Raw genomic sequence first — 14,086 nt, 5'->3', positions numbered from 1 at the left:
TCTCCTTATTTTGCCTTTGACCCAATATTCCTCACGTTTTCATCCTTTGCCGGGGTTTGGTCGCTTTTGTTATTTATAGTGCCCCCTAAGAGACTGAATCTCCAAAATTGTTGAAGTATCTTTTTCGTGCACCTCATAAACAAGCCGATGTTCTTGTGTAATTCTTCTCGAACAAGAGCCCGTTAGTTCGTGTTTTAGTGGTTCCGGTTTACCGATTCCTTCGAAAGGACTTTCCATAATCGCGACGATGAGTTGCTGGATTTTCTTTTGTACGACTTTATTGCCGGACTTTTTCCAATATTTCAAATCCTCAACTGCTTGTGGGGTATAGATTACTTCCATAGGTCTTCGACGGCTATCTTGACTCCTTTGCCGTTTTTGACATCTTCCCTGCCTTGCAGGATTTTCTCTACGAATTCCGGACGGTAAGGGCTTTCCGCTGTATCCGTCATTTCGAATTCCAACTTCAGTGCCTTCGCAAAGGCCTTTACCGCCGCAAGTTGTTCCTTAGTTTTTGGGTGTATAAGCACTGCTTCCATATTGCAAAAATACCAATTATCATTTAACCATTCACCCTGTATTCGCTCTCTTATTTCCCCTTAATTTTCCTCACATTCCCGTCCGTTGCCGCCGCCATTCAAATTATATACTGCCTTCATAAAGATCCCAAATAGGGAAACACAACTCGTAATCGTTCCAGACTATGTCGCCGTGCTCGATAGCGAAGTTTTTGAACAGTTTTGTGTCAAGATATTTTTTGGTCATCGGGTTTTTTGCAGTACGCAAAAACGGCCCGAAGTCTACGGTACGTACCAATCCGTCCGAAAACCTGAAGGTAATAAAGTATGGCTCATGGTAGGTAACCGTTTTAATCGAAATAACTGCTGTCTGCTTCATAAAGCATGTTCGATATTAACTAGGGAAAGTACCGGTAAACAATTTTCCTGGGCAAGACACGGACTAATTCGATGACATTGTCCTGAAAATAAAAACAGATGCGATATTCATCAATCCGCATCCGATAGGCATCGCGTGCAGCCTTACCACCCTTCATGGCCTTGACGTTATTGAGTTCAGTCAAGGATGCTGCGTTTGTCATTTCTCCGATGGCTTTTGCAATTGCTTCCTTTACTGTTTGTGTGCACTTTTTTGCATCGCGGCTAAAGGATTTACGGATTTCAATCTGCATGGGTCAACGATCTCAGAAACGAATCCTTTTCGTCCTTATCAAGCAGGGGGCTTTTCTCCCCCTCTTTCATGGCGTCTAAATAGTATCGATCGTCCTCAACTCCCTCGATAACTTCAATTTTAAGAGTCTTGGCTAATTCGTTTATTAATGCCAAATGCTTTTTCTGTACTTTATCAAGAATGATCTGCATGATATTTGATATTTAAAAATCAACCGTTTATTTACTCTTAATCTTCCTCACATTCTCGTTCATTGCCGAGGCTCTCGGATACAACGGAAATCAAGGATACACACAAAAATACGAAAAGTATTGGATAAAACGGATTGGCTATAGACTGCTTACTTGGATTTCAGTAGGTTGAGGATTTCGTCAACTTTGGATAATAGCTCGGATTGTAAATTTTTGACGGATGATTCCTTGTCTTCAAGTGTCGTTTTTAAAAAAGCTGATTAGCCTTTCCTTTTCTTCTTTTAATTCATATGCTCTCGCAAGGCAATCATTTCTAGTTTCAGTATGGATTTTAGTGGCTCACTTTGCCCGTAATAGTCCAAAAACAAACCGTCCATTCTCGTCCTTTTTCTTCGCCAATCTTGGAGCCTTTTTTCTCAAGGTGTAATCTTTCAACGCGTCGGCTAGAAACAAAGGGCGAATCGTGCTTTCCAGTTCCTTTTCACAGTCTTTCAGGATTTGCAACGCATTTTTGGCCACATCAAAGTAGCCGCTATTGAATTTGATGTTTACCCAATCTTTCACCTGCTGGTCAGTTATCCGGCTGGGAGATTTTAGCAATAATTCTTTTGGCTCCACGCTAAAAGTATCTATCAATTCCCAATTTCCACCTTCGATTTTTTTCTCGGCGCGATAAACGCTATTTCCTGATTCGTCGGTAGCTTCCAATATCCGAATCGAGTAATCAGGCTTTTTATTGATATCTGGAACGATGGCTTTGGTATCGCAACCGTAAATCTGACGGAAAATATTGGTGAAAGGAACGGCATAAATCAATGTGTGGTTGGGGTTTTCCGCGTCTCGGACGTAAAAATCGCGTTGCCCCATCAGGAAAGATAACTCAAATTGGCTGTAACCCTTTCTTTTTCTAAGGACAAGCACATTGAGCATTTTTTCCACTTCGATTTGCGGCATGGCTTTGATGTCTAATTCTTTGAACAGTAGATTGGGCTTCATAAGCAGCGGTCGCGGTTATTCCTCGATGACCGCAAATATACTAATCCTTTTTCTGCTTCTTGGCTAGGATATAGGTGTTCAGCCCATCTTTTAAAATGACATCAAGCTTTTTGTTTTTCGCTTTGGTGGCTCTATCTAACTGTTGGGTAAAGTCATTTGATACCCAATTCTGGTTTTGGATGTCATTACATTTTTCCACAATTTCATTCAAAGTGCGTGCTTTCTTGAAAAAGTTGCTCGATTCAATTAGTGCGTTGAGTGTGACAGAAGGCCCAAAGCCGGGAGGGATAGGGTCTACCTTTTTGATAACCTTTTCATCGCTAAGTATTTCGGTAGGATAGAAATCGTAAATAGTATAATGTGTTTTCCCTTTAATTTCAAGCTCACTATCTGGATAATTTTTGATTTTATTACTGATGTATTGAGCGATTTCTGTTAGAACAGTATCATTGTAGCTTCCTGAAATTTGTTCATTTTCCATGGTTCCAATATAATTTAGGCTCTTACCAATACCAAACGAAAGGTCTTGAGCCGAAATACCGTAATGAAGTCTGATGTGTCTAACAGCCGTTAAATTGTAAAGTTGAATGGGAGATATAAGGATAGCTTTTGCCATGAGGCAAACTGTTAAAACAGATGACAAATGACACTTATAATAAATAATTTGCTTTTATTGCAAGAGTTTTCTACCTTTGATTTAGATAGAAAGCAATAGTTGTTTTCTTTGGAGCTTAGGTGTTTAAACCAAGAGTCTTGCCGTCACAATTTCTCACGCCACGACGCAAGGCAGCAGATTAACACCCATGTCTATGCTTATTATGCTATATTTGCATATAAGGTAGATGTGGGCCTGCTGTAATCCCGTGTCGTGTAAGGCGTGAGAAACTTTATTGTGACGACGGTTTGCAGGCCCACATGTATCAATTGGACGCATGCCAACAAGACTCGTTACTGACCATAACGAGAAATGAAGCCACAACGAAATCCAATCGGAATTAAATCCGTTCCCACTATCCAAAATAGGAGGGGGGATGGTGGTTTTGTGGTATCCAAACCGTGGATGCTCTCGACGTCCAATCTTCACAAGAACATAATCAAAAACCCCGTTTGATAGCGTGTAAAGCCTGAGTTAGCCACAAATTTTACACCCAAATCAAACAATAAATGAAGCAAAATTTACGCTTAGGGGATAACTATGCCCTTTTGGCAACCAACTATACAAAACATAAACGAAAACGAACAGGCTGTTCTCCGCTAGACGTTCGCTCATCCTCCGCTGTTTCTCCGCTGCGGCTGGATACCCGCTGCGCAACTGCTCCGTACCTGACGCGCACTCGCTCCGCTATTTCTTCGGTGCTCCTCCGCTCGTTCTCCGCTTGTTCTCCGCTGCTCCTTCGGTGCTTCTCCGCTGCTCCTCCGCTTGAGAAGCGGAGAAGGAACGGAAAACATACGGACAATAAGGAGAAAAACGGCAGTACGGATATCAGGTGCGCAGCAGGTATAGCGCGGGTAATGACCTCCAGCGGAAGATAAACAGAGCAGAAGCGGGCAATCCCAACGGCCAATCCCCGTGGGGTGAAGCCGGGCTTGCCTTACCCCAAATCCCACCTTCCCTTACCCTTCCTTCGGGCTCCATCCGCGTATGTCCCGCATATACCTCGGTAAAAGTGCTCACCAGCGGCACTTTAGCGAAGGATAGGCGGCTATATAGCGGGATAGAGGCGTATAAGGAGGGGCATGGAATGGGCTGGGGCCGTCTCCGGAAAAACTTACTATGTGTGCAGACCCTTGCGCAGGCCCTCGCCCTCCCCGGGCGGGGCCGCGCAAATGGGGTATTGCTATGCCTGTTGTTTCTTTTTACCCAACCGGGCGTGCACGCCCAATCTATGCCCCGTGTAAGTCGCGAGGATGTAAACGATAGTGTGGAAATTAAACGGATACCACGCTTCATGCCGGAGGCTGACCTGGAACGGTTCCGGTTGGTAAAATATCATGTACAGGTAGACAGCGCATTCCGGGGAATCCGTATTGGTGACACTATTCCAGATGTGCTCTGGGACTTTCCGCTTTGGGTGGTAAACGATCCGGAAGGGAAGGACACCATCCGGTTGCGCGAGCATCAAGATACGGACCTGTTGGTACTTGACTTCTGGGCAAGCTGGTGTTCACCCTGTGTGGAGTCAATGCACAAATGGGAAGGATATACAGGGCAGCTTGGCAAGCGGGTTAAGCTGATAGGCGTACACATTGATTATGACTATAAGGCCCTGCCTTTCTCACGACGCAGGAATTGGAGGGTTATGTCGGTCATCGGGGCTGATGCCCGCATGCTGAATCGCTATTTCTTTGACCGAAGCACCGTAAGCCGCCTGATATGGATCAAAAATGGCAAGTTGGCCGCGATTACCGGCGGTAGCGGCTATGACCTGGATACGGTCAGGAGATTCGCAGACGGGGAGTCCGTAGCCATTCCCATTGATACCAACTGGACATATTCATCAAACGCCCAATCAACGGCAAACCGATAATCAAATTCAAAAACCGAAATGAAATACGTTTATATCCTGGCCCTCGCGCTATGGGCCTGCCCGTCGTTTGCCCAACTTGGCGGGCGCGTCTCCTCGCAATCCGGCCAGCCGTTGGCCGGGGCTACCTTAAGACTGCTGAATAGCGTTCATATGGCACAGTCCGGTAATGACGGCCGGTTTTCGCTCCCCATGCCCGCCACAAGCGATACCCTGCTGGTACGCTTTGTGGGCTATGCCGAGCAACGCCTGCCTGTTGGCCCATCCACGACAGGCCCCTTGGCCATTGTGCTTTTGCCCGACGATAACACACTTGAAGAGGTTGAAATCAATACGGGCTTCTACCGGGTGCCACCTGAACGGGTTACCGGAAGTTTTACCCATATAGACGGCAAGACACTCAACCGTGCGGTGGGCGGCAGCATTCTGCAACGCCTTGAAGGCATCGCCTCGGGCGTGCAGTTCACGGAGGCCAACGGCACCTCGGCATCCGATATCCGCATTCGGGGGCTGGCCACCATCCAGTCGGATGGAACGCCCCTCATCGTGGTGGATAACTTTCCTTATGAGGGCGATATCAATACCATCAACCCCAACGACGTCGAGAGCATCACGGTATTGAAGGACGCCGCTGCTGCAAGCATATGGGGTGCCCGTGCCGGCAACGGGGTCATCGTCATCACGACCAAACGGGGCGGCTATGGACAGCAGGCAAGGATATCACTCAATAGCAACGTATCTGTGGGGGAGAAACCCAACCTGTTTTATTCGCAGAACCGCCTGCCGAGTAATGTGGTCCTACAGCTTGAGAAAGATAAGTATGAGCACGGCGGATATTACCTCGAATCGGCCCAGCAACGCCCTTTTCCCCAGTACGTGGAGCTGCTCATCGCCCGCGACAGCGGTTGGATCAGCGAGGCTGATTTCCTGTTAAAGGAATCTTCCTTTCGTAATACGGAAGTGCGGGACGAAGCGTTGAAGTACCTCTACCAGCCTTCGGTGTACCAGCAGTACGCCCTTGGCGTGCAGGGCGGTGGACAGACGAATGTTTACTATTTATCGGCCGGATACGACAAAAACCGCAGCCACGTCATAGGCGACGGCAATAACCGGCTAAACCTCAGCCTGCAAAATACCTTCCGGCCGCTGAAAGGGATGGAGCTGACCGCAGGGGTGTGGTATACACAGCAACGGGCAGAAAACAACGGCCTCGCGCTTGGCGATTTGGCCGCCCGCGAGACGCAGTTGGGCTTGTCACCTTATACCCGCCTGAAAGACAATGCCGGCAACAACCTTCCCATTGTGAAAGATTACCGGCTGGCGTACGTCATCCGGGCTGACATCGACGGCTTGCTCGACTGGCAGTACCGGCCGCTGGATGAGGTGGCTTTGGCCGACAACCGTTCCGGCAGTAACGAAATGCGGCTCAACGGTGGACTACGCTACAGCTTCCTGCAACACTTCGATGTGAATGTCTCCTACCAGTATGTACGCGCGCGCAGCGAAGGCAGCAGCCTGTACCATGAAGACAGCTATTATGTGCGTGATATGGTAAACCGCTTCACGCAGGGAAACGGTTCGTACATCATCCCCCACGCAGCGATTTTCTCCATGGGCAACCCTGCAGAGGCAGTTAGCCATTCAGGTAGGGCGCAGCTCAACTTCGTCCGGTCCATTGGCGACCACGCCATCTCGGCACTTGGCGGCGGTGAAATCAGGGAATATGTACAGCATATTTTCCCGGGCTATACGATGTATGATTACGATCCCTCCCTACTCACCGGGACGGCCTATTATGATTACGTGGAGAATTACACCGTTCGCCCTACGGGGCGGGCACGAATCCCGCAGCCATCCAGCACGCGCAGGCGCTTCACGGATCGCTACCTTTCCTATTTTGGCAATGCGAGTTATACCTACCGCGACCGGTATGTTTTATCCGGCTCTGCCCGCTGGGACGGCAGTAACCTTTTCGGGGTAAAGACCAACCAGAAGGGCACACCGCTGTGGTCGCTGGGAGCAAGCTGGGAAGCCGGAAAGGAACCGTTCTACCGCATCGATTGGCTGCCCTACCTACGGATGAGGGCCACGTATGGCAGTAGCGGCAATGTCAATAAACAGGTGAGCGTGTTTCCTACAATCCGGCATTTTGGCAGCGATGCCAATTCGGGCCTCAATTGGGCAAATGTGATCAGCGCAGGCAACCCCTCCCTGCGCTGGGAACAGGTCAATACCCTGAACCTCGCTGTGGATTTTGCCACGAAGGGCCGCCGAATCAGCGGTACCATAGATTATTATGCAAAAGATGCCAAGGACCTTATCGGCGAAGACTACCTACCACCAAGTACCGGTATCATTACCGGTGGGACGGCCAGTGCCACCAACCTCATTAATTACGCCAACCTGCGCACACAAGGACTGGACGTACAGCTTGCTTCACATAACATACGCGGTGCTTTCCAATGGACCAGCACGCTGTTGCTCAACTACGTGCGTAATCGGGTGACAGGATACCATACTGCGGAGACCAGCCAAGTGTACCACTATACCAATAGCCCTTCGGTACCTGTACCCGGAAGAAGCCGGGACGCGGTCTACGCGTTCCCTTGGAACGGTTTGGAACACGATACCGGCATGCCGCTTATTTATGTTGATGGCGTGAAAAGCGACGACTATGGCACTTATTACAGCGTCGGTAACCTCATGGCAGCCGGTGTATCCGTACCGCCTTTTTACGGTTCGTTAAGGAATGATGTGTCATGGAAAGGCCTTTCGGTCTCTGTATTGCTGGCCTGGAAGACGGGCTATGTGTTCAGGCGTAAATCCTCGGTACCGGGTGCAGCGTATATATCCTCCCTGAATTACCACATGGATTACCTGAAGCGGTGGCAGCAGCCCGGGGATGAACAATGGACGAGTGTACCGGTGCATCATGCCCCACCGGTCGATAGTTACATGGCATCGGTTTATGAATTGTCCGAAACGTTGATTACAAACGCAGACCATATCCGCCTGCAAGATATAAACGTGGGCTTCACATTGCCGCAAAAATATATGGATCGCTTGCCCCTTCGGCACATTCGGTTATATGCCTATGCGCGCAACCTGGGTATCCTATGGCGGGCCAATAAAAACGGTATCGACCCGGACTACCCCAATGCCGACTTCGCCGCGCCGCGTACGTTTGCGATCGGCGTGCAAATGGATTTCTGACAACCGATGAACTGAAGAAAAAAAAACAATGAAACAGTTAAACAATATTGCCATACTTCTCATTACAGTGATACTGTGCTCCTGCGGCGAGGGTTTCCTTGATGTAAAGCGGGATGCTAATCAGGTCGTGCCCGCAACCATCGCGGATTATGCCGCAATCCTCGCCAGGGATGCGATGTACCATACTTCCGATGATCTGGCTTTTCTGGGTGCCGATGAATATTTCGTGGCGGATTACGCGAGCCTCGTTTCCGGTTCATTATATACCCCCTTTCATAAGAATGCCTATGTGTGGGCGGACGACGTGTATGAACATCAGGAAATCCGCGACTGGAATGAGGCCTACGAAAAGATTCTGTATGCCAACCTTGCGCTGGATGTGCAGCGCATCGAACCGTCTCCCGGTGAAACCAACCAATGGAACCTGGTGAAGGGGAGCGCCCTCTTCCACCGTGCTTGGAATTTTTACAAGCTGGCCCAGCTCTTTTGTCCAACCTATGATCCAACCACGGCCTCGACGGATTTGGGCGTGCCTTTACGCCTTGATTATGACGTGTCCACATCGTATGGCCGCCCGTCATTGGCGGCGGTCTACGACCGCATATTGACGGATCTGCATGATGCTTCCGGTCTGGAGTGGGACAATGGTGGAAACATATTCCTGCCCAGCAAAGCTGCCGTACATGCACTACTGGCGCGTGTTTACCTGCAGATGGCCGATTACGACCGGGCATTGGAGTTTGCTGACCGGGTATTGGAAGAACGGGGTGATCTTATTGACTATAACCAACTGGATACTGCGGTGTCCAGCCAGTATGAAAGTGTATTCCAACCCCATGCCGCCGGGAATCCAGCAGTCATATTCATTTCAAAGAAAGCCGTGGGGGGTATCATCGGCCCGAACCGTTTTGATGCGGATACCACGCTGCTGAAAGCGTTTGATGCGAATGATCTCCGCTTGAAGGTGTATTTTTTCAATGCTCCGGATGGCAAGCGGATTTTTGTCGGTTCATATATGGGTCAGGGACTGGCCAATTTTTTTACGGGTTTCAGTGCGGAGGAGGCGATGTTGATCAAAGCGGAATGCCTTGCAAGACAGGGTGCAGTCCAGCAGGCTATGGACGTGGTGTATAACCTGCGTTTGCACCGCTATAAAGCCGGGACCCTGCAACCCCTGACGGCCGGGACACCGGCTGAAGCGTTACAGGTTGTCTTGATGGAACGTAGAAAAGAACTTTACATGCGCGGCGTGCGCTGGGAAGATCTGCGGAGGCTGAACAGGGAACCGGAATTGGCCACCACGCTGGTCAGGCATATCGAGGGCGATCGGTACGAACTGCCTCCAATGGATAATAAATGGGTATGGCCCATTCCGGAAAACGAGGTGTCGCTGAACCATCTCGTGCAGAACGCGCGATGATGGGATAAACCAACAGCGCCGTCCTTCAAAGGATGGCGCTGCTGGTTAGCAAGGCTGACCCTGTTCAGGGGATACATACTATCCAATTCAGTTATTATTGCCGTTGGCGGCTGTTTCCGGTAGTGACGCCCATTTGCTGGGCTTCATGCACCGTTGAGGGAGGTGTTCCTCCATCGAGGTCCAATTCGATGGCACAGATAACACCGGGAAACGTATTACAATCACCGGTCGGTTCTTCATCCAGTGCCTCCCCAATTTGCTGGTTCTGGGGATTTCCGGGAGTGCTGCCAGTATCTTCCACGCCATACCACTGTGGTTGTTGCCGCATCGTCGGGGCCTTGAAACCCACAGCTACGAAGAAGGCAAGCAACAGCACCGCAACGCCGGTGAAGTCTACCTTGTTTTTAAGCATATTAATCATGATTGAAAAATTATTAAAAACGTTCGCATGCGCATGATTTCCGCAGGTCCTTGCACATGACCTGCCGGCATACTGCCCCTTCTGCCCGCAGCAGCCGGATTGCTCCGTTTTATCTTCACAGGGCAGGCTGGCGCCCTGCGCGGCTGGCTCATCTCCTAAATGTGCGCACCTCCTTCCTGCGGACATCGGGGCTTCGCGAAAGCCCTGTGTCTGCTTTTATGGGTCAGTACCATCGCGGTACATCCAAGGATGGTAAATAGGCTGTTGAATGCTAGGTGTTCGGCATGGCCCATACCGCTAAGGATGCCCCCGCAGGCGCATGGGATGGAGCCGAAAGCCCTGCCCAACACAAGGGCAAGGTATAGCGTAAATAGGGTGATTAATGCCAGGGAGGCCCTCAACCCCCATACCCGTAGCTTCGGGACGAGCAGCAAGGCCACGATGCCCAGCTCCGCGAACGGGATCGCCCAGAACAGGATGTCTGCAACCCATGCTGGGAAGGGTTGTTTATGCATTTCTGCCCGGCTCTGCACCCAATGGATGAGCTTGATGCTGCCTGCATAGCCCCACAGGGCGATGAAGGCGTAAGCGATGCATTGTAAGGTTCCGGTATGTTTCATTATCTTGTTACTTTGTCAAAAATGGCGGGCCGCCGTAGCCACCACGGCGACCGGCCATACCACGGGATCTGGGTCTACTTTAATCGTATCCCGGTAGCTTGTTATCGTGAAATAGAGGGCATGGCAATTCTCCCATGGCCGCATTGCACAGCCATCCAATGGACAATACGGTATAACCACTACGTTTTTTTTGTAATGTCCTCTAAATCATTTTGTTATTTGATTTTTTTGTTTGTTTTTTAGGATTTCTTTGCTATGTTTGCTCTGCTTTAACTTACAATCTACTTTTTCCTCCTTTCTATACCGAACTACCCAAAACGGGTATTCTGTACCATAGTAAATTAATTTTTTTATGTAAATAGCTGTAAAACAGAGTTATATTTTTTATTGATCTATGGCGGCTATCCCATTAAACCAGTTACTCATGAAAAGAAACACCGACCTAACGAAAACGGACCTCTTCAAACAATTGGGCGAACACCACAAACCAGCGCTGGATGCCATCTATGACCGCTACAAAGGGAAACTCGAACGCTATATCCTGAAGGTGGCGGCCAGTCCTGACCCTCGGGTGAATGAAATCATCTCCGAGGTATTGGAAGTAATGTGGGCAAGGCGGGAGGAAATTGCGAAGAAAGTAGACCCTGAACTGTGGATGTTTGGCATCACGCGAAACCGGATCCGAAAAAGCATCGCCAGCCAGCTAAAGGCTGCTGACTACAACGAGCCGCTGGCAGACCGTCACTACGAACTGCCAGGAGGGACGCCCGCAGATGCAAAAATCGAAATAGCGGAGCTGGAACAATACATGATGGAGGTCATCGACCAATTACCACCCCGGCAACGGGAGGTGGTACTGAAGCGCTGGCTCGGCGGGCTGGACAACCGTGAGATAGCCCAGCGGCACGGTACCACGCTGCAAACGGTAAAGAACCAGCTCACCAGCGCACTGAAGACCATTGCCAATAAATTGGTAAACCGGGTAAATTCACTGCTGATGTGACCAAAATGCAACAAAGACTTTAGCAACAACTAATCGCCATGATTCAAAACGCCGAATATGTAAAGGAGCTGATAAGGAAAGACATGGAGGGTACGCTCACCCAATCCGAGCATGCCCTATTGATGGTGGCCGAAAAGCTCCATGATGAAGATGAATGGTTCCGTATGACCGTGGATGTTCTCTGCGAGCTGGATGACCTTCCCGGCGTACGCTTGAAGGAATGGCGACCGGACTTTGCCAGCATCCGGGCGAAGGCGGACCGCTGGAGACGGCGGAAATCAGCCATGGTACTGTTGGGCAAAACCGCAGGCACAGTGGGTATACTGGCGCTTTTGGGATGCATCGTGTATTACACCATAGCCGAGCATCATGGCGCCCGATTAGGTGATTGCACCAGTATAACCGCGTCGGGCGATTTACCTGCATCCGAGTTTGCCTGCGTGGTGCAATGGGGCGACACGGCGAGCCTGACGGTAGACCGGAGCAGTAGGGGAAGGTTGGGCCGTATCCGAAACATCGAAGTCTGGCGCCAGCCGGATGGTGTGCTGGCGTTGATACCCACAAGGGAGGCAATGGCTTCGGACACGGTGGGCTACCCGGCTATACGCATCGTCACGGCAGCCCACCAGCAATGCGTGGTGCAACTGCCCGATGGGAGCCATATCCGGCTCAATGCGGGTTCGAGCCTCGACTATCCGCTATGGAACATGGACAAAGAGGTCACTTATGCACGGCTGATGGGGCAAGCCTGGGTGCAGCTACGGGAAAAGGAAAAGTCGCAGCGGCCGGTGCGGCTGGTTATCGAAACGGCAAACAGCCAGTTGCAGAGCAGCGAAGGGGAATACATGGTGTCGGCCACACGGCGGGATACCAAAACGGTATTGCTGAACGGGAGATTGGTGGCGTTTGCGCGGGAAGGAAGCGGGCCAAAAGAAGGTAGAGAGCTAATCATCCCGGGTGAATATGTCCACCATGAAAATTGCTGCACGCCCGCAGACGGAACTATCATGACCCGGACCCATGAGGGATGCACGGACATCGGGCAAGCGCTGGTATGGACGAAAGCGACCCGTCACTACCGAAATGCACCGCTGCGCGAATTCGTTGCCGATATGAGCCGCTGGTACGGCATCAAGGTGGAAAACCTGAATTGCGTCCCGGATGGCCCGCGTGTGACGGCTTCCGTTTGCTACCAAGCGCCGGTGGAGGAAATATATGGATACATCCACCAAGCGGGTGTCTTCATGTATGAGGGCGACGGAATGATTAGCTTCTGCGGGCCGAAGCTGAATCCGATGGAGCGGCCCGATGAACGGGGGCTGCTGGCGTATGGGCAAACCCATGACTAAAGTGTAGACACTTGAGGAATTGTAAAAATTATCAACATTGTTTTGAGTTGTCATCCAGAAACGTTTATCTTTAACGCTAACCAATAATAGCAGCCTAGACCGGATAAGCACTGATGATTTTCTTGGTCTTTTGTCATTTGCGGTTGCGTCAAAATACATTATATGCGTTTCAACCTATCACTACAGCATGTTGGAGGGAAAAAGGAGATCCCTTTTTCGTATCAGTATCTGCTTACAGGAGCAATATACAGCATACTGGCAAAAGCTGATGGCGAATACGCTACATTTTTGCACGATGAGGGTTATCCCGTTGGTAATAAGACGTTCAAACTGTTTACCTTTTCGGATTTCAAGGTGTCATTCAAGCCCCAAGGAGACTGTATGCTGCTTACCGGTATGGATGCTGGGTTACAGATAAGTTTCCATCTTCCGGTTGCGGCAGAAAATTTTATTAAGGGTCTGTTTCAGGATCAGGAACTGATGTTGTTTGATCGTCGGAGCCGCGCGGTGTTTCGGGTAATACAGGTGGAAAGCTTAGCCAGCCCGTTTGCTGGAAAGGATCCTGTGGTTATTTCAGAGATGGTCTTTTCACTATTGTCGCCCGTGGTGATCAGCAAAAAAGATGAAGTGGGTAAGCATTATTACTTATCGCCGTTGGATGCCGAGTTTATTCCAATCTTATTGGGTAATTGGAAGAGCAAGTATGCGGCTATTTATGGTACAGAGGGGGCCGAGGCTGCTTTTGGCGAAGCATCAGCTTCGGTGATTTTCACGGGCGGTGCTCCCAAGTCGAGGTTGGTGAAGATAAAAGCCAATTCTGCTGCGGAGACCTCCGTAAAGGGATGGTACAACTTCAAGCTGAAACTGAAAGGGCTAAATGACGCTTTGGAATTGGTGTACAACAGTGGAATAGGGAGTTATAACAGTTTGGGGCTAGGCTGTTTGGGGCCATATTCAGACAAATGATGGATAAAAACGGGATAGTACGGGAAACCGTAAAGTCAAGTTGCTTAGATAACCTAACTTTCCAAATAGAAAAGGATTAAACTGCAGGACTTAAATGTAATCGTTAGTTTGTACTCAGAAGAATAAAGACAAGCAATGAGAATAAGCCGTGAGTTATACCTTTGGCTAAAAAGCTCCATCTGCTGCCCTAACTT

The 14,086-nt window shown here is 49.7% G+C and carries 17 protein-coding genes; 7 read left to right on the top strand and 10 right to left on the bottom strand.

Annotation, left to right across the window (positions count from 1 at the left end):
• Window positions 1–69: 69 nt before the first annotated feature.
• From BMW65_RS16140 to BMW65_RS16110, 7 genes are all read right to left on the bottom strand, one after another.
• Window positions 70–342 carry a Txe/YoeB family addiction module toxin gene (locus BMW65_RS16140; RefSeq protein WP_090606947.1) on the bottom strand — a complete coding sequence of 91 codons (273 nt, stop codon included), beginning with the start codon at window positions 340–342 and terminating at the stop codon, window positions 70–72.
• Window positions 333–539, bottom strand: coding sequence for a DUF2683 family protein (locus tag BMW65_RS16135; protein ID WP_090606945.1), 207 nt, complete (start codon window positions 537–539; stop codon window positions 333–335). The genes BMW65_RS16140 and BMW65_RS16135 overlap by 10 nt, the downstream gene beginning before the upstream one ends.
• Window positions 540–642: 103 nt before the next feature.
• Window positions 643–897 (bottom strand): DUF2442 domain-containing protein, encoded by a 255-nt coding sequence (locus tag BMW65_RS16130; protein WP_090606943.1) that lies wholly within the window; start codon window positions 895–897, stop codon window positions 643–645.
• Between the two features lie 19 nt (window positions 898–916).
• A complete protein-coding gene (locus tag BMW65_RS16125) occupies window positions 917–1,189 on the bottom strand; it encodes a type II toxin-antitoxin system RelE family toxin (protein ID WP_090606941.1) in 273 nt (90 codons plus the stop codon).
• Window positions 1,179–1,379, bottom strand: coding sequence for a hypothetical protein (locus tag BMW65_RS16120; protein ID WP_090606940.1), 201 nt, complete (start codon window positions 1,377–1,379; stop codon window positions 1,179–1,181). Before BMW65_RS16120 ends, BMW65_RS16125 begins: the two co-directional genes overlap by 11 nt.
• Before the next feature lie 339 nt (window positions 1,380–1,718).
• Window positions 1,719–2,375, bottom strand: coding sequence for a hypothetical protein (locus tag BMW65_RS16115; RefSeq protein ID WP_090606938.1), 657 nt, complete (start codon window positions 2,373–2,375; stop codon window positions 1,719–1,721).
• Between the two features lie 40 nt (window positions 2,376–2,415).
• Window positions 2,416–2,991: a hypothetical protein gene (locus BMW65_RS16110; RefSeq protein ID WP_090606936.1), complete on the bottom strand. Its 576-nt coding sequence runs from the start codon at window positions 2,989–2,991 to the stop codon at window positions 2,416–2,418.
• Window positions 2,992–3,539: 548 nt separating this feature from the next.
• Here BMW65_RS16110 and BMW65_RS23925 point away from each other — a divergent pair.
• From BMW65_RS23925 to BMW65_RS16095, 4 genes are read left to right on the top strand one after another with little or no spacing between them, the layout of a single operon-like run.
• Complete coding sequence (locus tag BMW65_RS23925) at window positions 3,540–3,908, top strand: hypothetical protein (protein ID WP_143053906.1); 369 nt, start codon at window positions 3,540–3,542, stop codon at window positions 3,906–3,908.
• Window positions 3,863–4,903 carry a TlpA family protein disulfide reductase gene (locus BMW65_RS16105; RefSeq protein ID WP_090606935.1) on the top strand — a complete coding sequence of 347 codons (1,041 nt, stop codon included), beginning with the start codon at window positions 3,863–3,865 and terminating at the stop codon, window positions 4,901–4,903. The genes BMW65_RS23925 and BMW65_RS16105 overlap by 46 nt, the downstream gene beginning before the upstream one ends.
• 18 nt (window positions 4,904–4,921) lie before the next feature.
• Complete coding sequence (locus BMW65_RS16100) at window positions 4,922–8,113, top strand: SusC/RagA family TonB-linked outer membrane protein (RefSeq protein WP_090606933.1); 3,192 nt, start codon at window positions 4,922–4,924, stop codon at window positions 8,111–8,113.
• Between the two features lie 28 nt (window positions 8,114–8,141).
• Window positions 8,142–9,533: a RagB/SusD family nutrient uptake outer membrane protein gene (locus tag BMW65_RS16095; protein ID WP_090606932.1), complete on the top strand. Its 1,392-nt coding sequence runs from the start codon at window positions 8,142–8,144 to the stop codon at window positions 9,531–9,533.
• Between the two features lie 94 nt (window positions 9,534–9,627).
• Here BMW65_RS16095 and BMW65_RS16090 read toward each other — a convergent pair whose 3' ends face one another.
• The 3 genes from BMW65_RS16090 to BMW65_RS24695 form a co-directional block, all read right to left on the bottom strand.
• Window positions 9,628–9,954 carry a hypothetical protein gene (locus tag BMW65_RS16090; RefSeq protein WP_090606930.1) on the bottom strand — a complete coding sequence of 109 codons (327 nt, stop codon included), beginning with the start codon at window positions 9,952–9,954 and terminating at the stop codon, window positions 9,628–9,630.
• Between the two features lie 155 nt (window positions 9,955–10,109).
• Window positions 10,110–10,574 carry a MauE/DoxX family redox-associated membrane protein gene (locus tag BMW65_RS16085; protein WP_090606929.1) on the bottom strand — a complete coding sequence of 155 codons (465 nt, stop codon included), beginning with the start codon at window positions 10,572–10,574 and terminating at the stop codon, window positions 10,110–10,112.
• 15 nt (window positions 10,575–10,589) lie between these two features.
• Window positions 10,590–10,718 (bottom strand): hypothetical protein, encoded by a 129-nt coding sequence (locus BMW65_RS24695; protein WP_262497335.1) that lies wholly within the window; start codon window positions 10,716–10,718, stop codon window positions 10,590–10,592.
• Between the two features lie 280 nt (window positions 10,719–10,998).
• Between BMW65_RS24695 and BMW65_RS16080 the strand changes: the two genes are divergently transcribed.
• The 3 genes from BMW65_RS16080 (at window position 10,999) to cas6 (ending at window position 13,892) form a co-directional block, all read left to right on the top strand.
• Window positions 10,999–11,577 carry an RNA polymerase sigma factor gene (locus tag BMW65_RS16080; protein ID WP_177181163.1) on the top strand — a complete coding sequence of 193 codons (579 nt, stop codon included), beginning with the start codon at window positions 10,999–11,001 and terminating at the stop codon, window positions 11,575–11,577.
• A 38-nt stretch (window positions 11,578–11,615) separates the two neighbouring features.
• The gene (locus BMW65_RS16075) at window positions 11,616–12,926 is read left to right on the top strand and encodes a FecR domain-containing protein (RefSeq protein ID WP_090606926.1); all 1,311 of its coding nucleotides are present in this window, start codon (window positions 11,616–11,618) and stop codon (window positions 12,924–12,926) included.
• A 162-nt stretch (window positions 12,927–13,088) separates the two neighbouring features.
• Entirely contained in the window at window positions 13,089–13,892 is an 804-nt protein-coding gene (gene cas6 / locus BMW65_RS16070) for a CRISPR-associated endoribonuclease Cas6 (RefSeq protein ID WP_090606924.1), read from the top strand.
• Window positions 13,893–14,086: the final 194 nt, after the last annotated feature.

Source organism: Parapedobacter koreensis (assembly GCF_900109365.1).
Lineage (GTDB): Bacteria > Bacteroidota > Bacteroidia > Sphingobacteriales > Sphingobacteriaceae > Parapedobacter > Parapedobacter koreensis.
This window is presented reverse-complemented; position numbering and strand designations above follow the sequence as displayed.